Origin of the sequence: Sphingomonas sanxanigenens DSM 19645 = NX02, assembly GCF_000512205.2 — a bacterium.
GTDB classification, from domain to species: Bacteria; Pseudomonadota; Alphaproteobacteria; order Sphingomonadales; family Sphingomonadaceae; genus Sphingomonas_D; species Sphingomonas_D sanxanigenens.
Genome location: NZ_CP006644.1, coordinates 187,693 through 204,698, shown reverse-complemented (window position 1 = coordinate 204,698; position 17,006 = coordinate 187,693). Strand labels below are relative to the sequence as shown.

At 68.4% G+C, this 17,006-nt stretch carries 20 protein-coding genes and 1 pseudogene; 11 read left to right on the top strand and 10 right to left on the bottom strand.

Going from position 1 to position 17,006, the window contains the following annotated elements; translation table 11 throughout:
- Window positions 1–40: 40 nt before the first annotated feature.
- The 3 genes from NX02_RS00980 (at window position 41) to NX02_RS00970 (ending at window position 2,921) form a co-directional block, all read left to right on the top strand.
- Window positions 41–316: a BufA1 family periplasmic bufferin-type metallophore gene (locus NX02_RS00980; RefSeq protein WP_025290350.1), complete on the top strand. Its 276-nt coding sequence runs from the start codon at window positions 41–43 to the stop codon at window positions 314–316.
- A gap of 59 nt (window positions 317–375) precedes the next feature.
- Complete coding sequence (locus tag NX02_RS00975; protein ID WP_025290349.1) at window positions 376–819, top strand: DoxX family protein; 444 nt, start codon at window positions 376–378, stop codon at window positions 817–819.
- A 437-nt stretch (window positions 820–1,256) separates the two neighbouring features.
- The gene (locus tag NX02_RS00970; protein WP_025290348.1) at window positions 1,257–2,921 is read left to right on the top strand and encodes a GMC oxidoreductase; all 1,665 of its coding nucleotides are present in this window, start codon (window positions 1,257–1,259) and stop codon (window positions 2,919–2,921) included.
- Window positions 2,922–2,931: 10 nt separating this feature from the next.
- Here NX02_RS00970 and NX02_RS00965 read toward each other — a convergent pair whose 3' ends face one another.
- The gene (locus NX02_RS00965) at window positions 2,932–3,483 is read right to left on the bottom strand and encodes a hypothetical protein (protein ID WP_039996341.1); all 552 of its coding nucleotides are present in this window, start codon (window positions 3,481–3,483) and stop codon (window positions 2,932–2,934) included.
- Window positions 3,484–3,626: 143 nt separating this feature from the next.
- On the opposite strand from NX02_RS00965, the gene NX02_RS00960 reads away from it, so the two are divergent.
- A complete protein-coding gene (locus NX02_RS00960; RefSeq protein WP_025290346.1) occupies window positions 3,627–4,331 on the top strand; it encodes a DUF2490 domain-containing protein in 705 nt (234 codons plus the stop codon).
- An 18-nt stretch (window positions 4,332–4,349) separates the two neighbouring features.
- Here NX02_RS00960 and NX02_RS00955 read toward each other — a convergent pair whose 3' ends face one another.
- The 6 genes from NX02_RS00955 to crtY form a co-directional block, all read right to left on the bottom strand.
- Window positions 4,350–5,321, bottom strand: a complete 972-nt coding sequence (locus tag NX02_RS00955; RefSeq protein ID WP_281178270.1) for an NAD(P)-dependent oxidoreductase — start codon at window positions 5,319–5,321, stop codon at window positions 4,350–4,352.
- A gap of 65 nt (window positions 5,322–5,386) precedes the next feature.
- Complete coding sequence (locus NX02_RS00950) at window positions 5,387–5,902, bottom strand: O-acetyl-ADP-ribose deacetylase (RefSeq protein WP_025290344.1); 516 nt, start codon at window positions 5,900–5,902, stop codon at window positions 5,387–5,389.
- Window positions 5,899–6,837, bottom strand: coding sequence for a phytoene/squalene synthase family protein (locus tag NX02_RS00945; RefSeq protein ID WP_025290343.1), 939 nt, complete (start codon window positions 6,835–6,837; stop codon window positions 5,899–5,901). The genes NX02_RS00950 and NX02_RS00945 overlap by 4 nt, the downstream gene beginning before the upstream one ends.
- The gene (locus NX02_RS00940) at window positions 6,834–7,412 is read right to left on the bottom strand and encodes an LOG family protein (RefSeq protein ID WP_025290342.1); all 579 of its coding nucleotides are present in this window, start codon (window positions 7,410–7,412) and stop codon (window positions 6,834–6,836) included. The genes NX02_RS00945 and NX02_RS00940 overlap by 4 nt, the downstream gene beginning before the upstream one ends.
- A gap of 28 nt (window positions 7,413–7,440) precedes the next feature.
- Window positions 7,441–8,925, bottom strand: a complete 1,485-nt coding sequence (locus NX02_RS00935; RefSeq protein ID WP_025290341.1) for a phytoene desaturase — start codon at window positions 8,923–8,925, stop codon at window positions 7,441–7,443.
- Window positions 8,922–10,103 carry a lycopene beta-cyclase CrtY gene (crtY, locus tag NX02_RS00930; RefSeq protein WP_025290340.1) on the bottom strand — a complete coding sequence of 394 codons (1,182 nt, stop codon included), beginning with the start codon at window positions 10,101–10,103 and terminating at the stop codon, window positions 8,922–8,924. Before crtY ends, NX02_RS00935 begins: the two co-directional genes overlap by 4 nt.
- 160 nt (window positions 10,104–10,263) lie before the next feature.
- Between crtY and NX02_RS00925 the strand changes: the two genes are divergently transcribed.
- From NX02_RS00925 to NX02_RS31990, 3 genes are all read left to right on the top strand, one after another.
- Window positions 10,264–11,022, top strand: a complete 759-nt coding sequence (locus NX02_RS00925; RefSeq protein WP_084718165.1) for a sterol desaturase family protein — start codon at window positions 10,264–10,266, stop codon at window positions 11,020–11,022.
- A complete protein-coding gene (locus NX02_RS00920; protein ID WP_025290338.1) occupies window positions 10,967–11,377 on the top strand; it encodes a DUF2141 domain-containing protein in 411 nt (136 codons plus the stop codon). The genes NX02_RS00925 and NX02_RS00920 overlap by 56 nt, the downstream gene beginning before the upstream one ends.
- Before the next feature lie 83 nt (window positions 11,378–11,460).
- Window positions 11,461–11,634: a hypothetical protein gene (locus tag NX02_RS31990; RefSeq protein ID WP_158013849.1), complete on the top strand. Its 174-nt coding sequence runs from the start codon at window positions 11,461–11,463 to the stop codon at window positions 11,632–11,634.
- A gap of 61 nt (window positions 11,635–11,695) precedes the next feature.
- On the opposite strand, the gene ygfZ is transcribed toward NX02_RS31990, so the two are convergent.
- Entirely contained in the window at window positions 11,696–12,412 is a 717-nt protein-coding gene (ygfZ, locus tag NX02_RS00915) for a CAF17-like 4Fe-4S cluster assembly/insertion protein YgfZ (protein ID WP_025290337.1), read from the bottom strand.
- A gap of 41 nt (window positions 12,413–12,453) precedes the next feature.
- On the opposite strand from ygfZ, the gene NX02_RS00910 reads away from it, so the two are divergent.
- Complete coding sequence (locus NX02_RS00910; protein ID WP_025290336.1) at window positions 12,454–13,779, top strand: dihydroorotase; 1,326 nt, start codon at window positions 12,454–12,456, stop codon at window positions 13,777–13,779.
- A 291-nt stretch (window positions 13,780–14,070) separates the two neighbouring features.
- Here the strand turns inward: NX02_RS00910 and NX02_RS00905 are convergent.
- Window positions 14,071–14,350, bottom strand: a pseudogene (locus NX02_RS00905) (chorismate mutase).
- A gap of 99 nt (window positions 14,351–14,449) precedes the next feature.
- On the opposite strand from NX02_RS00905, the gene NX02_RS00900 reads away from it, so the two are divergent.
- Together NX02_RS00900 and NX02_RS00895 are read left to right on the top strand one after the other, a co-directional pair.
- Window positions 14,450–15,463: a polyprenyl synthetase family protein gene (locus tag NX02_RS00900; protein ID WP_025290335.1), complete on the top strand. Its 1,014-nt coding sequence runs from the start codon at window positions 14,450–14,452 to the stop codon at window positions 15,461–15,463.
- A complete protein-coding gene (locus NX02_RS00895; RefSeq protein ID WP_025290334.1) occupies window positions 15,463–15,654 on the top strand; it encodes a hypothetical protein in 192 nt (63 codons plus the stop codon). Before NX02_RS00900 ends, NX02_RS00895 begins: the two co-directional genes overlap by 1 nt.
- A gap of 159 nt (window positions 15,655–15,813) precedes the next feature.
- Here the strand turns inward: NX02_RS00895 and mscL are convergent, their stop codons facing one another.
- Window positions 15,814–16,260, bottom strand: coding sequence for a large conductance mechanosensitive channel protein MscL (mscL, locus tag NX02_RS00890; RefSeq protein ID WP_025290333.1), 447 nt, complete (start codon window positions 16,258–16,260; stop codon window positions 15,814–15,816).
- 135 nt (window positions 16,261–16,395) lie between these two features.
- Here mscL and NX02_RS00885 point away from each other — a divergent pair, with 135 nt between their 5' ends.
- Window positions 16,396–17,004, top strand: coding sequence for a LemA family protein (locus NX02_RS00885; RefSeq protein WP_025290332.1), 609 nt, complete (start codon window positions 16,396–16,398; stop codon window positions 17,002–17,004).
- Window positions 17,005–17,006: the final 2 nt, after the last annotated feature.

The window sequence follows — 17,006 nt, the reverse complement described above, 5'->3', positions numbered from 1 at the left end:
GGCCGCGCGAAGAGGCATTCATATTCTCGAGGATCATCCAATGCGCACCACCCACGCCACGCTTGCCGCCACGTTGGCGATCGCCGCCGCCGCACTCGCCACCCCGGCGAGCGCCCAGGCGGGCCAGGAAAAGATGGAAAAATGCTATGGCGTGTCGCTCGCCGGCAAGAATGACTGCAAGGCCGGCGCCGGCACGAGCTGCGCCGGCACCTCCAAGGTCGATTATCAGGGCAATGCCTGGACGCTGGTGAAGGCCGGCACCTGCACATCGATCAAGACGCCCAAGGGCACTGGCTCGCTGACGCCGAAGGCCTGACCTCCACGGGCCGGGCGGCGATCCCGCTTCCCGGCCCGTCCCTCTATTCGGAGACCATCATGGCTTCGCTCGCCGCATTGCATGCGCGATTCGCCCGGGCCGCGTCGGCGCTGCTGCCCGATACGCTGCTGCTGCTCGTCGCCCGCCTCGGCATCGCCGCGATCTTCTTCCTGTCCGGCCGGACCAAGGTGGATGGCGTGCTGCACATCACGGATAGCACCTATGAGCTGTTCCGCAGCGAATATGCGCTGCCGCTGATCCCGCCGGATGCCGCCGCGATCGCGGCGACCGGCGCCGAGCATCTCTTTCCGCTGCTGCTCGTTGCCGGCCTCTGCACCCGCCTCTCCGCGCTTGCGCTGCTGGGCATGACGGCAACGATCCAGATCTTCGTCTATCCCGACGCCTGGCCGACCCATCTGAGCTGGACGGCGATCCTGCTGCCGCTGATCGCCCGCGGCGGCGGAGCGTGGTCGCTCGATGCGTTGCTGGCGAAAGCGCGATGATCGCGCGGGAAACAACGGTGCGCAAATGGCGCAACGCGCGCGGATCCGGCCTTACACGGAAGTAGAAAGGTCGAGGATGATCGCAGGTTGCGATGAGACCGCGCAGAGCCAAAGGTCGCGGTCCGCCCCCTAAAGCACGGCGCATGGGTTCCATTATCGGCACGGCGGACTTCAGCAACACTTCGACGCAATTCCGGCGCCGTTCGTCTCACGATGATAAGTTTTCGGAAGAGACCAGATCTATGCTGCAGGGCATTGCTCCTTGCGTGTCGCGCCTATCGGGGGGCGGCCGGGGGAAACTCGTCCACAGGCGACGGCAAAGGCATGAAAACGCAAGAATTACCCGGCGCACCGACGTGCGCGTCTTCGGGAATGACACCGCTGGTCCGCTGCATTGCGGTGACGCCGTTGCGGCGCCGCACCGGGGGACAGCGGGCATGAAGGCCGAAATCGCGGGCTGCGGCCCGTCCGGCCCGGGGCCGGAGGAATGGTGGGATGTGATCGTCGTCGGCGCGGGACTGGGCGGCGCCACGATCGGCCACCGGCTCACGCAGGCCGGCCACCGCGTGCTGTTTCTCGAAAAGGGAAAGGCAGGCTTCCCGCCGCTTGCCGCGCATGATGTCGCCGAGCCAGAGGACGCCGCCGAGCGCCTCGATCGCGCGTATTGGCCGGACCGCGTCTCGGTAACGGTCGATGGGCACGCCACCGAGATGTTCGCGCCGCTCGGCTGCGGTGCCGGCGGCTCATCCCAGCTCTATGCGGCCACGCTCGAACGCTTCGAACGCAGCGATATCGAGAGCGTGGAGGGATTGCCCCACCCGACCGGCGGCTGGCCGATCCGCTGGGCAGACCTGCATCGCTATTATGGCGAGGCGGAACGGCTCTATCGGATCGTCGGCACGATGGACCCGCTGGCGCAGGATGACGGGCCGGCGCTGCCGACGCCGCCCCCTGCCAGCGCGGTGGATGCCGAATTGATGGACAACATGGCCGGTATCGGGCTCAACCCCTATCGCCTCCATGTCGGCTTCGCCTATCTGCCCGGCTGCGGCGAATGCGGCGGCAAGCCCTGCCCGATGCGCTGCAAGAGCGATTCGCGCCTGATCTGCGTGGAGCCGGCGCTGGCCGGCGGCCGCGCGACGCTGCGCAGCGAGTGCGAGGTGCTGCGCATCGATGCCGATGCGGCCCGCGCGCACGGCGTTACCTATCGCGGCGCGGACGGCGCCGAGCGCAGCGTACGCGCGCACATGGTGGTGCTGGCTGCAGGCGCCTATCGCAGCCCCGCACTGCTGCTGCAATCGACCTCCCCCGCGTGGCCCACCGGGCTCGCCAACCGCGCCGATCAGGTTGGCCGGCACCTGATGTTCCATGTCAACGAATGGTTCGCGGTGTGGCCCAGGCGGCGCGCATCGCATGTCGGGCCGCGCAAGACGATCGGGCTGAGGGATTTCTACGCGAAGGATGGCGTGCGGCTGGGCAGCATCCAGTCCACCGGGCTCTCGGCGAGCGGCTATCATGTCTACCGCTTTCTCGTCGATCTGGTCGAACGCAGCCGCCTGCCCAAGCTCCGCCGGCTGTTCCCGCTGCTCAAGATTCCCGCGAAGATCGCGGCGAAGCTGTTCGGCGAGGCGACGGTGTTCGTGATGATCGTCGAGGATTTGGGCTATCCCGAGAATCGCGTGGTGCTCGATCCGAAAGCACCCGGCCGCATCCGCGTGCACTACACCGTGCGCGATGAACTGCGTCAACGCAGCCGCATGGCGCGCAAGCTGATCGGCAAGGCCTTCCGGGGCCTGCGCCCCTTCCCGTTCAGCTTCGACCTGCAGCTCAACTATGGCCATGCCTGCGGCACCTGCCGCGCCGGCACCGACCCGGCGACGAGCGTGGTCGACGGCGACTGCAGGGTGCATGGCGTGGACAATCTCTACATCGTCGATTCCGCGTTCATGCCCACCAGCGGCGGCACCAATCTGGGGTTGACGATCATCGCGAACGCGCTGCGCGTGGGCGACATCATCAGCACCCGTCTTCGGGCCGCCGGCGTGGTGGCCGCGGAGGTGCAGGACGCGGCCTTGGTCGCGGCGACGACGCTCGGGGTCTGACCGCCGCGACTCAATGCAAATCGTCAGATGCGGTCGGCAGCAGTCTTTCGGTCAGCAGCACACGTGCCGGCGTCGTCAGCCGGTGCCCGGCAAGCGCGACGATCGCGAGCAGCTCGAACTCGATCGTCGCCCGGCACCCCGACACGAAACAACGAATCGCGTAGCCCAACGCCTCGGCACCGAGCGCGTCGCGTTGCTCCGCCGCCTGCAGCGCGGCGGCAAGCTCATCCGCAGCGGCCGCATCCGCTGCGTGACGCGTACGGATGCGGCCGATCAGGCCTTTCGCGAATCCGTCGCCGCCGCCGCCCGGCAGCAGTGCCTTCAGCCGGGCCAGCGCATCACGGCCATCGCGCGCGACGGCGCCGGCCAGCATGTCGCACAGCGCCGCCTCGATATCCGCCGGCGGGCGCGACGGCAGGCCATCGGCCACGCACTCGAGACGGTCGCACAGGTCGCTGCGCATCCGGTGCCCCGCGATCAGCCGGACGAGATCGATCTCGTGGATTACGTGCCAGCGGCGCGCGAACGGCACCACGCGGTCACCAGTCGGATCTGCTGCCATCGGCCATCCTCCCCTTCACGGCCTTTTATGGCGCCGATCGGCGCCGCCGGCATTGACGCGCGTCAACGCGCAGCCGTTCACCGCAATGGACAATATGACGGTTATGTGACATCGGCCGCGCGCTCGAAGAGAAAGCAAAGACATTGGCCCGCGCCGATCATCGTCCTTACCCGTCCGCCATCGTCGCCCCGCTTGTTCTGCTCGCCGCCCCCGCCCTGGCACAGCAGCAGGATGAGCAACTCTGGTTCCAGGCGAACACGAACGTCCCGATCGCCGAGGACGTGCGCGTGACGTTGGAGCAGATCGCCCGCACCAGCGACCGTCAGGACGGGCTCTACCAGAGCGAACTCGGCGCGCTGCTGGGTATCCGGCTGAGCCCCACTGTCGAACTCGGGCTCGGCTATCGCTGGGTCGGCGCGCACAACGGCAACAGCGGCGCCGACGAGAATCGCATCCGCCAGCAGGTGGTCGCCACCTTCGGCCCGGTGACGACACGCTTCCGCGTCGACGAGCGCTTTAACCCGCGCGGCAGCGAGGTCGGCTTCCGCATCCGCCCGCTGATCCGCTATAACCACAGGCTCGGCGCCAAAGGCCTGGCGCTGTTCGCCAGCCATGAGAGCTTCTACCTGCCCAACGCCACGGGCTGGGGGCAGCGCCGCGGCTATGAGCGGATGCGCAACATCATCGGCTTCACCCTGCCCCTCGGGCGCAAGATGTCCGCCGATCTCGGCTATCTCAACCAGTTCCGCCCGGCGCGCGGACGTTCACGCGCGCAGATGGATCATGCGCTCAGCCTGCAGCTGACGCTCAACCTGCAGGGCTTCGTCGGCGCGGGCGTGAACGACTAGGCCGCCCGCCCCGCAGGATCAGGGCCGCAGCGGCTCCACGATCGCCGCCATGTCCTTCTCCCCTTCGCCAGCCGCGGCCGCCTCGATGAAGCGCCGGCGCGCGGCGGGAGCGATGGCGGTCTCGATGCCGGCCGCCGCCATCGTCTGCGCGGCATAGCCCAGATCCTTCGCCATCAGCAGCGGCAGGAAATGGGGATCATAGGCACGGTCGAGCATGCGGCGGCTGACCGCCTTGACCAGCGGGCTGCCGGGCGCGCCCTCGGTCAGGATCGACACCGCCTGCTCGGCATCCAGTCCCCGCCGCTCGAACAGCGCCACCGCTTCCGCCAGGCACGCCACCTGCACGCCGCACAGGAAATTATTGGCAAGCTTCACGACCGCGCCGCTGCCCACCGGGCCGAGATGGACGATCGTGCTGCCCATCGCCGCCAGCGCAGGGCGGGCGCGCTCGAGCACGGCCGCCTCGCCGCCCACCAGGAAGCGCAGCGCGCCGGTGGCGGCCTGGTCGCGGCTGCCCGTCACCGGCGCCTCGAGCAGATCGACGCCGCGTGCGGCCGCGGCGGCGGCCAGTTCGGCGATCCATTCCCCGGTCAAGGTGCTCGATTCGATCGCGATCGCGCCGGGCGCCATCGCCGCCAGTGCGCCGCCTTCCCCCGCCCATACGCTGCGCGAGACGTCGTCGTCGGCGAGCATCGCGATCACGATCGCGGCCCCCGCCGCGGCCTCCGCAGGGCTGCCGGCGACCCGCGCCGGCGTATCCGCGAAGGGCGCCGTCTTGGCGGCGCTGCGGTTCCACACCGCGACATCGAACCCCGCCGCCAGCAACCGGCGGGCCATGCCCGATCCCATCAGCCCCAGGCCCAGCACCGCAACCGTCGTCATCGCCATCCCATTCCCCGTGCGCGTGTGTGATCGCCCGGCGGTATAGCGGCGGGCGGGGCTGCGCTCACGCGCGAAGTGGTTGATTCTGCCGCCGTTCGCCCTGCGCAAAGCAGAAGGGCGCAGGCGGAGGGTTTGGCGGCGTCCGCTGCCCCCTGAATGCCCCTAAATGCCCCCTAAATGCCCCTCAATGCCCCCTGATAGGCCCCGAGCATGGCCGCGCCGAAGCAGACGAAGATCACCCGGTCGATCTCTTCGCACTCCGCCACGGATGCGCGCACCGCGCCGACCGCGATCGTGACCGCATGCTCCACCGGATAGCCATAGACGCCGCAGCTGATCGCAGGGAAGGCGATGGTCCGCACGCGATGGGCGCGGGCCAGCGCCAGGCTGTTGCGATAGCAGGATGCGAGCAGTTCGGGCTCGCCGGCATCGCCGCCGCGCCAGACCGGGCCGACCGTGTGGATCACGTGGCGCGCGGGCAGGCGATAGCCGCCGGTGATGCGCGCCTCGCCGGTGGGGCAGCCGCCCAACGTCCGGCACTCGGCGAGCAGATCCGGCCCCGCGGCGCGGTGGATCGCGCCATCGACGCCGCCGCCGCCCAGCAGGCTCGAATTGGCGGCGTTGACGATCGCATCGACCGCCAGCCGGGTGATGTCGCCGTCCAGCGCCTCGATGCGGGGCTTGCTCATGGTCGCGTCCACAATCCTTCGCGGGTCGCGGGCGGCGGCGTCGAGAAGGCCTCGCCCAGCGCCCTCAACACCGCGGCGGCCTTGCCCGTTCCGCTGGTTGTCACGCGATGGTCGAGCGCGCCCGCGCCCTCCGCCGCGACGATCCGCGCGATGCCGCCATAGATGCCCGCCGCCGCCAGCACCGCCCAGCGCGAGCGGAACGGCAGCCGTGCCGCGCCGACCCGGGCCGACGCCTCGTAACGCTCCGCCATCGCCGCCAGCCGCCCGGTGAGCACCGCGACGTGCGAGCGGTAGCGCCGGTCGAGCAGGTTGGCGGGGTCGATCTCCGCTTCCGCCAGCCATTCGACGGGGAGGTAGCAGCGCCCGGCATGATGATCCTCGGCCACGTCGCGGGCGATGTTCGCCAGCTGGAAGGCGATGCCGAGGTCGGTCGCGCGGTCGAGCGTGTCCCGGTCGGCGGGAGCGACGCCCATCACCACCGCCATCATGCAGCCGACGACCCCCGCGACATGCCAGCAGTAGCGCAGCAGATCCGCCTCGGTCTGCGGGCGCCAGCCGGCGGCGTCGAGCGCGAAGCCGGCGATATGCTCGGCGGGCAGCGCCGGCGGCATCGCGGTTTCGGCGGCGACGATCCGCAACGCGTCGAACGCGGGATCGCCGACGATCTCGCCGGCCAGGGCGGCGCGCGTCTTCGCCAGGATCTCGGCAAGGCGTGCTTCCGCGTCGCCGGCGCTCAGCCACTCGGCATCATGGCCGTGATCCTGCCCGTCGGCGAGATCGTCGCAGCGGCGGCACCAGGCATAGAGCAGCCAGGCGCGCTGGCGCGTCGGGCGGTCGAACAGGCGACTGGCCAGCGCGAAGCTGCGGGAGCCCCGCGCGATGCTTTCCTCTGCGGTCGCGACGATCGCGTCGCGCGCCGGCAGCCGCGCGGTCACAGATCTTTCCGGCCGATCCACTTGTCGACCGTTTCCGGCACATGGTCCGCCAGCCGGTCGAGCAGGTCGGCGACGGCATCGACCTCGATGAGCATCGCGCGATGCTCGTCCTTCAGGAAGCCGCCGGTCACCATCGAATCGAGGAAGGCGACGAGCCCGTCATAATAGCCGCCGACATTGAGCAGCGCGCAGGGCTTGGCGTGGTAGCCGAGCTGCGCCCAGGTCCACACCTCGAACAATTCCTCCATCGTGCCGATGCCGCCGGGCAGGCTGACGAACGCGTCCGACAGGTCGGCCATCATCGCCTTGCGCTCATGCATCGAAGTGGTGATGTGGAGCTGGGTGATGCCGTGATGCGCCACTTCGCGATCGACCAGCGCCTGCGGAATCACGCCGATCACTTCGCCGCCCGCCGCCAGCGCCGCATCGGCGACCGCGCCCATCAGGCCGACATTGCCGCCGCCATAGACCAGCCCGACGCCGGCCTGCGCCAGTTCGGTGCCCAGCGCACGCGCGCATTCGGCGTGGATCGGATCGGTGCCGAAGCTGGACCCGCAATAGACGGCTACGCGCATGGATGACTCCCTTGACTGACGGGAGGGCTCATAGCCTGAGATCGCTCAGCATCAACGCCGCAGTCGCCTTGGCGCTGCCGACGACGCCGGGAATGCCCGCCCCCGGATGCGTGCCCGCGCCGACGAAATACATGTTGGGGATCTCGTCGTCGCGGTTGTGCGTGCGGAACCAGGCGCTCTGGGTGAGGATCGGCTCGAGGCTGAACGCGCTGCCGAGATGCGCATTGAGATCGCGCCCGAAATCGGCGGGCGTATAGTGGAACTTCGTGACGATGCGGCTGTGAATGTCCGGGATCAGGCGCAGTTCGATCTCGTCGAGGATGCGCTTTTCGAGGATCGGCCCCACCTGCGCCCAGTCGATCGGCAGCTTGCCCATGTGCGGCACCGGCGCCAGCGCGTAGAAGGTGGAATGGCCTTCCGGCGCCATCGACGGATCGGTGACGGTGGGGTGGTGCAGGTAGAGCGAAAAATCCTCCGGCAGCACGCCATGATCGTAGATGTCCTCGAGCAGCCCTTTGTAGCGCGGACCGAACAGGATCATGTGGTGCGGGATGCCCGGCCAGCTCCCGCGAATGCCGAAATGCACGACGAACAGAGAGGGCGAGAAGCGCTTCCGCTCCAGCTTCTGGCCGGCGCGGCGGCCGGACCTGTTGTTGCGCAGCAGATCGCGATAGCTGTGGACGATGTCGGCGTTGCTCGCCACCGCATCGAAGCTGTCCCGCCAGCCGCTGGCGGTGACGACGCCCGTCACCTTGTCGCCGCGCGTCTCGATCTCGGTCACCGGGTCCGCCAGCCGCACGATCCCGCCGAGCCGCTCGAAGTGGCGGACCATGCCGGCCACCAGCCGGTTGGTGCCGCCCTGCGCGAACCACACGCCACCATCCTTTTCCAGCTTGTGGATCAGCGCGTAGATCGCGCTGGTCGTCATCGGATTGCCGCCGACCAGCAGGGTGTGGAAACTCAGCGCCTCGCGCAGCTTCTCATTCTTCACGAAGGACGAAACGATCGAATAGACCGAACGCCACGCCTGGTAGCGCGCCAGCGCGGGCGCCGCCTTTATCATCGAGGCGAAATCGAGGAAGGCCACATGGCCCAGTTTCTCATAGCCCTCGCGATAGACGCCGGCGCTATAATCGAGGAAGCGGCGATAGCCGTCGACATCCCGCGGGTTGAGCCGCGCGATTTCCGCCGTCAGCTTCGCATCGTCGTTGGAATAGTCGAAATTGGTGCCGTCGCGCCAGTTGAGGCGGTAGAACGGAAACACCGGGCACAGCGTCACGTCATCGGCGATGTCGTGCCCGCTGAGCGCCCATAACTCCTTCAGGCAGGCGGGATCGGTGATCACCGTCGGGCCCGCATCGAAGGTGAAGCCCTCCCGCTCCCACACATAGGCGCGACCGCCCGGGCGGTCCCGTCCCTCGATCAGCACGGTCGATACGCCAGCCGACTGCAGCCGGATCGCGAGCGCCAGTCCGCCGAATCCGGCGCCGATCACAGCAACCTTCTTGGTCATGCCCTTGCCTCTGCCCCCACCTGTCCACCGGCGATCGCGCGGATCGCACCCATCACCGATACCGGCGGCTTGCCCGCCAGCAACCGTGCCTTGTCCCCCAACGTCGAATGCGCCGCATAGAAGCGCTCGACCAGCCGTTCGTCGAGCCGATAGAAGCGATCGAACATCCGATAGCGCTCATCCGCCGCCCCCGCCCGGAACAGCATCCTCGCCAGCATCCGGTAATAGCCGCGACTGCGCCAGCGGGCGCGGGCGTGGGCATGCAGCCGATCGTGCAGCGCGGCACCGTCGAGATCGGGCATGCGCGCGATCAGCAGCGCGGTCGCCACCGCATCCGGCAACGAATAGCCGGTGGTCGGGTGGAACAGCCCGGCGCGCACACCGGCCTTGGCAACGCCTTCGCCGCCAGCGCGCCAATAGCCCTCGAAATCGCCGCCCATCGCCACCGGCAACACGCCGGTTTCGACACGGCCGACCGACGCGACCGACCAGCCCTGCTGCGCCGCATAGGCGGCAATGCGATCGCCGATCGCGGACACGTCGAGCACGGGGCCGTCGCTGTAATAGGTATCCTCGACGAAGACGCGATCCGGGCCGAACGGCAGGCAGTAGACGAAGCGGTAGCCATCGATCTGCGGCACGCTGGCATCCATCACGATCGGCCGTTCCAGCCCGTGCGGCGCCGCCAGCACCAGTTCCTGGCCGACGAATTTCTGCCAGCCGAGATCGAGCATCGTCAGATCGCTCGCCCCGCGCGCGTCGATCAGCCCGGCCGCCTCGATCCGGCTGCCATCGTCGAGCACGGCGGCGGTCGCGCTGGTCGTGAGCACGCGCCGCCCGGTGCGGATGCGATCCGCCGGCAGCGCCGCACGCACCGCCGCATCCAGCCGCTCTGATTCGATCGAATGATATGTCGCGCGCAGCGTGCGCGCGAACGAGGGGAAGCGCACGTCATAGCCCTGCCAGCGATGCGCGATCAGGGGCGCGACCAGGTCGGCGCCGGCGGCGTCGAGGTCCGAATCGAAGAAGGACCAGACATGGTTGCCGCCAATCGCCGGGTCGTCGCCCACCAGCACCACGTCCAGCCCGGGCCGATGGTGCGCAAGCGCGAGCGCGATCAGGCCACCGGCCAGGCCGGCGCCGACGATGAGAAGGTCACAATCGCGCGTTCGAGCCATCGCGGGGGCATACACAGCTTTGCCATCGGGGTGAAAGCTGCGATCGCGCAACCTGCGCATTTTGGCCGCGTTTCCACTGTGCGCGCTACCGCTGCAAGGCGAAAGCGCCTAAGCAGCGGTCGTGACCCTCTTCATCGCCATCGCGCTTTCGGCGCTTGCCATGACGCTGATCGTCGGCGTGCGCTATCTGATCGTCTCGGCCGGCTTCGCCTGGGGCACCCGCCTGCGCCATCCCCGGCTCTATGCCGGGCTGGACCGGCAGATTCGCCGGGAAATCGGCTGGAGCCTGGCTTCGGCGGCGATCTATGGCGTGCCCGCCGGCGTCGTCGCCTGGGGCTGGCAGAACCGCGGCTGGACCCTGATCTACGACGATGTCGCGGCCCGCCCGCTCTGGTGGCTGCCGGTGTCGGTGCTGGTCTACCTCTTCCTGCACGACACCTGGTTCTACTGGACGCATCGCTGGATGCACCGGCCCGCGCCGTTCCGCATCGCCCACGCCGTCCATCACGCCAGCCGCCCGCCCACCGCCTGGGCGGCGATGAGCTTCCACCCTTGGGAAGCGCTGACCGGAGCGGTCGTGATCCCCGCGCTGGTCTTCCTCATCCCCATCCATGTCGGGGCGCTGGCGCTTGTGCTGACGGTCATGACGATTATGGGTGTCACCAACCATATGGGGTGGGAAATCTTCCCGCGATGGCTGGTGCGGGGCAAGGCGGGGCGATGGCTGATCACCGCGAGCCATCATCAACGCCATCATGAGCGGTACAGGTGCAATTATGGGCTCTATTTCCGGTTCTGGGACCGGCTGTGCGGTACGGATGCCGGAATCGGCGCTTTCGGGGACGACCAGAGCGGTGTTCGCAATGCTGGCCGTCGTGCTGCTACCGGCGGCGGCGGCGGCACCGACCGGCGCGGTTGACGCGCGCTTCGAAGGATTGCGGTCGGCGAAGGGCATGCTGCGCATCTGCCTGACGACCAATCCGGACCGCTTTCCGGACTGCAAGGGCGATCCGACCGCGATCACCCGATCGATCAGCGCTGCCAGCCCGCGCCTCGAAATCCCGGCCCTCCCCGCCGGCGACTACGCCATCGCGGTCGTCCATGACGAAAACGGCAATGGCAAGCTGGATACCTTCGCCGGCATTCCGCGCGAAGGCGTCGGCTTCTCGCGCAACCCCAAGCTCGCGTTCGGCCCGCCGCGCTTCGCCGCGGCGCAGTTTTCGGTTGCCGGGTCGGCCGCGCCGCAAAGCATCCGGCTGAAATATTTCCTTTAACGCCGTTCCGCTTCGTTCACCGCGTTGCAACCTTTCCCGGCTTCCGGCCGTTCCGGCCTCAAGATCTGGAAGGAAATATCGTTTTGCAGCAACAGCTTTCGCTGCCGGGCAAGATCGTTGCCCTGGCACTGGCGACCGTCGTCCTGGTCGCCGCCGCAGCCCCGGCATTCGCGCACGAGGCGCCGCTCGGGAACCCGTTCGAGACCGATGATCGCGCGCTGACCATCGCCGCCGGGGCAGCCTATATTCCCTGCTGAAACGCTATAAGGCGCCAGGCCGCCACCGCCCTGCCGATCATGTGTTCGAACGTATCGCCCCTCAGCCTTCCGCCACCACGAGCGCCGCGCGCATCCACGCCGGCGCGGCCGAGGGGTCGATCGTCTCCACGCGCAGATGCTCCACCTTCAGCCCGAGGTCGGGATAGGCGATGCGCGTGCGGTCGGTCGGCTCGGCGCCGGGCGTGACGACCAGCCGGCGGTTGACCTTCTGCCGCCAGTTCATCCGCGCGGTATTCTCCTGCCCCACATAGCAGCCCTTGGCGAAGCTGACGCCGTTCAGCTCGGCGGCGTTGCATTCCAGCCAGAGCGTCTTGTCCTGCCCCAGCTCGTCGACACCCTCGGTGACGCCGAGCGCCAGCCGGTGCGCGGGCCAGCCTGCGACCGGTTCGTCGGCCGGGGCGACCCAGCGATGGCCGAGCGCGTCGAGGCGCGGATCGGGCACCCCCTCCCCCGGCTCCGGCGACCAATGCACCGCCAGCGCTTCGTCACGCGCGATCGTGATCGGGCGCCGCAGCCGGTAAAGCGTCAGCCGGCGGGCCAGCGCGTCGATCTGGGTTGCCTCGCAGTCGACCAGCACATCGTCGCCATCGGCCCACAGGATGAAGTCGAACAGCGCCTTGCCCTGCGCGGTGAGCAGCCCCGCCCAGACCGGCAGCGGCCCGGACACGTCATTGGTGACGAGGCCCTGGAGGAAGCCGCGGACATCCTCTCCCGAGAGACGAAGCACGGCGCGATCGGCAAGGGTGGTCTGCGGCATGGAGCACAGGTAGGAAGGCGGCGCGCGGAAAGGAAGACAGCATGGCGACTTACGATCTCATCCTCAGGAACGGCATGGTGTGGACCCCGGGTGGTCCCGCCGAAGTCTCGATCGGCGTGCGCGACGGGCGAATCGCGGCGATCGGCGTCGATGGCGATGCCGGCGAGACGATCGACTGCGCGGGGCTGACGGTGCTGCCCGGCGTGATCGACAGCCAGGTCCATTTCCGCGAACCGGGGCTGGAGCATAAGGAGGATCTCGAATCGGGCAGCCGCGCGGCGGTGCTCGGCGGCGTGACCGCGGTGTTCGAGATGCCCAACACCAAGCCCAACACGGACAGCGCCGAGGCGCTCAACCACAAGCTCGACCGTGCCTACGACCGGATGTGGTGCGACCATGCCTTCTATGTCGGCGCCACCTCGGCCAACGCGCCGATGCTCGCCGAGCTGGAGCGGCTGCCGGGCACCGCGGGGGTCAAGATCTTCATGGGCGCCTCGACCGGCGACCTGCTGGTTTCGGAAGACGGCGAACTGGCGCGGGTGCTCGCCTCCGGCCGGCGGCGCGTGGCGATCCACGCCGAGGATGAGGCGCGGATGCAGGAACGCGCCGGCGAACGCGTGGCGGGCGATCCTTCAAGCCACCCGGTGTGGCGCGACGACGAGAGCGCGATGCTGGCGACGCGCCGCATCCTCACCCTCGCCCGTGCCGCGCGGCGGCGGATCCACATCCTCCACGTGACCACCCCCGCCGAGCTCGAAGTGATCGCCGGGCACAAGGATGTCGCCACCTGCGAGGTGACGCCGCAGCACCTGACGCTCGCGGGTGAGGACGCCTATCCGCGCCTCGGCACCTTCGCGCAGATGAACCCGCCGATCCGCTCGGGCGCGCACCGCGACGGGCTGTGGCACTGGCTGAACCAGGGCGTGCCCGACGTGCTCGGATCGGACCATGCGCCGCACACGCTGGAAGAAAAGGCGCAGGCCTATCCCGCAAGCCCCTCGGGCATGCCGGGCGTGCAGACCCTGCTGCCGCTGATGCTCGATCATGTCGCCAAGGGCCGCACGACCCTGCAGCGCGTGATCGAGCTGACCTCGGCGGGGCCGCAGCGCGTGTTCAACATCGCCGGCAAGGGCCGCATCGCCGCAGGCTATGACGCGGATTTCACCATCGTCGATCTCAAGGCGCAGTGGACCGTGGCGGAAAGCTGGCTCGCCAGCCGCTGCGGCTGGTCTCCCTTCACCGACATGGCGCTGACCGGCAAGCCGATCGGCACGATCATCCGCGGCCGGCGGGTGATGTGGGACGGGCAGCTTGCCAATACCGCGTCGGGCCGGCCCGTGCGGTTCGCGGAGACGGCGTTCGCTTGAGGGGGCTTAGCTTAAGCCCCTCTCCCGCGAAGGGCACTATCGGATCACAGATCGCAAAAGAATTGAGAGGGGCTGCCGCCGCGCCCCCTCGCCCCTACGGGGAGAGGGACGGGGAGAGGGGGAAGTCGCGCGGGGCGTAAAGGTTCGGAGGGCTCAGCACTGCGGCTTTCAGAGCGAGCCGGTCAGAACCTGTACGCTTGGCGCGACTGCCCCTCTCCCTGGTCCGCTCTGCGGACCTTTCCCTCTCCCCGTAGGGGCGAGGGCTTTAGATCGCGAATCACCCCCGGGCGTTCAGGCCTGAAGCTGGCGGTGGTGGCGGATCACCTCGTCGATGATGAAGCGCAGGAATTTCTCGGTGAAATCGGGATCGAGATTCGCATCGCCGGCCAGCGCGCGCAGCCGGGCGATCTGGCGATCCTCGCGGCCGGCATCGGCGGGCGGCAGCCCCGCCTCGGCCTTGTATTGGCCCACCCGCCTGGGTGACCTTGAAGCGCTCCGCCAGCATGAACACCAGCGCCGCGTCGATATTGTCGATGCTCTCGCGGTACCGCTGCAACGTCTCGTCGGTCATCGTCACTCCCTTCATCCGGCGCCTTTGCGGCGCAGCCGGGCCGCTTTGCAAGGGCTATGTGCTTGCGTTCGACGCGCAGCCGCGCCAATGCGGGCGGGCATGAGCGCGACAGTACATCGTATGAACCCCTCGCGGCCGCCCTCGCTCGACGCGATGCTCGGCCTCGTTGCGAGTGACATGAACGCCGTCAACCAGGTGATCCTGGCCCGGATGCAGTCGGAGATCCCGCTGATCCCCGAACTCGCCGGCCACCTCATCGCCGGCGGCGGCAAACGCATGCGCCCGATGCTGACCTTGGCGAGCGCCCGGCTGCTCGACTATACCGGATCGCGCCACCACAAGCTGGCGGCCGCCGTGGAGTTCATCCACACCGCGACGTTGCTGCACGACGATGTCGTCGACGGCTCCGGCATGCGCCGCGGCCGCCGCACCGCCAACATCATCTGGGGCAACCCGGCGAGCGTGCTGGTGGGCGATTTCCTGTTCAGCCGGTCGTTCGAGCTGATGGTGGAGGAAGGCAGCCTCAAGGTGCTGCGGATCCTCTCCAACGCCAGCGCGGTGATCGCCGAGGGCGAGGTCAACCAGCTCACCGCGCAGCGCCGCATCGATCTGGGCGAGGATCGCTATCTGGAGATCATCGGCGCCAAGACCGCCGCGCTGTTCGCCGCCGCCTGCCGCATCGCCGCGGTGGTGGCCGAGCGTGACGAGACGGCCGAACTGGCGCTCGATTCCTACGGCCGCAACCTGGGCATCGCCTTCCAGCTCGTCGACGATGCGATCGACTATGCCTCCGACGGCGCGACGATGGGCAAGGATGCCGGCGACGATTTCCGCGACGGCAAGGTGACCCTGCCGGTGATCCTCGCCTATGCGCGCGGGTCCGAAAGCGAGAAGGCGTTCTGGCGCGAGGCGATCGCCGGCCACCGGGTGAGCGACGAGGATCTCGCCCACGCGACGCAGCTGCTGCGCGACAGCGGCGCGATCGCCGACACCATGGCCCGCGCCCGCCTCTACGGCCAGCGCGCGATCGACGCGATCGGCGGGTTCCACGCCAGCGCCGCCAAGGCCGCGATGGTCGAGGCGGTCGAGTTCGCGGTCGCCCGGGCCTATTGATGCAGCGCCGCCGCGCGCCGCTTTCCGACGGGTTCGACCGGGTCGGGCCGTTCCATCCCTATGTCGCGTTCGCCGGCGTGCTGCTGCTGGATCTCTCGATCGTCCTGATGCTGCTGGGCGGCGTCACCCTGATCGGCGACAAGGTGGAGGATGTGATCTGGCCCGGCGGGCCGGAATGGGTGGATTTGTAGGAGCGTCACGCCCTCTCCCCTCGGCTATCGCATGCACATATCGGAAGGCGAGCGATCGGTTCATGTCCTCCCCGAGCAAAGCCCGGGGAGGACCATTTGGTTCTCAGCCAGATGTGGGAATGCCCCAGCTCCCCAAGGGGAGAGGGGCTTTCCCCCACTTCACCCAAGCTTGCCTTCCGACTGCTTCTTCAGCTCGTCGCGGATCTCCTTGAGGATATCCACCTCGCTCGGCCCCTTCGGCGCCGGCGCCGGCGCCGGCTTTTCGATCAGCTTGTTGGCCAAGCGCACCAGCAGGAAGATGATGAAGGCGAGAATGACGAAGTTCACCGCCACAGTGATGAACTGGCCATAGCCGAACATCGGCACGCTCGCGGCCTTGAGGTCCGCATAGCTGGTCGCCGATCCCTTGAAGTCCGCCGGTATATCCCCCAGCCGCACGAAATAGCCCGAGAAATCGAAGCCGCCGAAGATCCAGCCGATCACCGGCATGATGACATCCTCGGTCAACGAGGTGACGATCTTCCCGAACGCGGCACCGATGATCACCGCGACCGCAAGGTCGAGCACATTGCCGCGCGCGATGAAGGCCTTGAACTCGTTAAGCATGAACTGTCCCCTGACTGATCGTTCCTGCCGCCCCACCCCCATGTGGACGGATCGCACGATGGATGGAACCCCTCATTGCGGCGCGGGCGGCGGTGCGGTACGCGGCAGGCACGAGACGATCGAGGGAGTTTTCCAATGCCGTTCGCCCGCCGCCTGGCCGCAGCGCTTGCCGCGCCGGCGCTGATCCTGTCGTTGTCGAGCTGCGGGATCAACTCCATCCCCACGGCCGAGGAAAACGCCAAGGCGCGCTGGGCCGATGTGGAGGCCGAATATCAGCGCCGCGCCGACCTGATCCCCAATCTGGTCAAGACGGTGGAAGCCGCTGCCATCCAGGAGCGCACGACCCTGCGCGAGGTGACCGAGGCGCGCGCGAAGGCCACCTCCGTCCAGCTCAACGCCGACGATCTCACCGATCCGGCGAAGGTCGAGGCGTTCGAGGCGGCGCAGAACCAGCTCAGCGGCGCGCTCGGCCGGCTGCTGGTCGTCACCGAGAATTATCCGAACCTCAAGACCAACGACAATTTCATCGCGCTCCAGAAGGAGCTCGCGGGCACCGAGAACCAGATCAACGTCGCCCGCCGCGACTATAATGGTGCGGTGCAGGCCTATAACACGGAAATCCGCACCTTCCCCGCGGTGATCGGCGCCAACATCGTCTACGGCTCCAAGCCGATGACGCCGTTCAAGGCCGCCCCCGGCAGCGACAAGGCGCCGACCGTCGATTTCGGCGGCATCGCGAAGTAGCG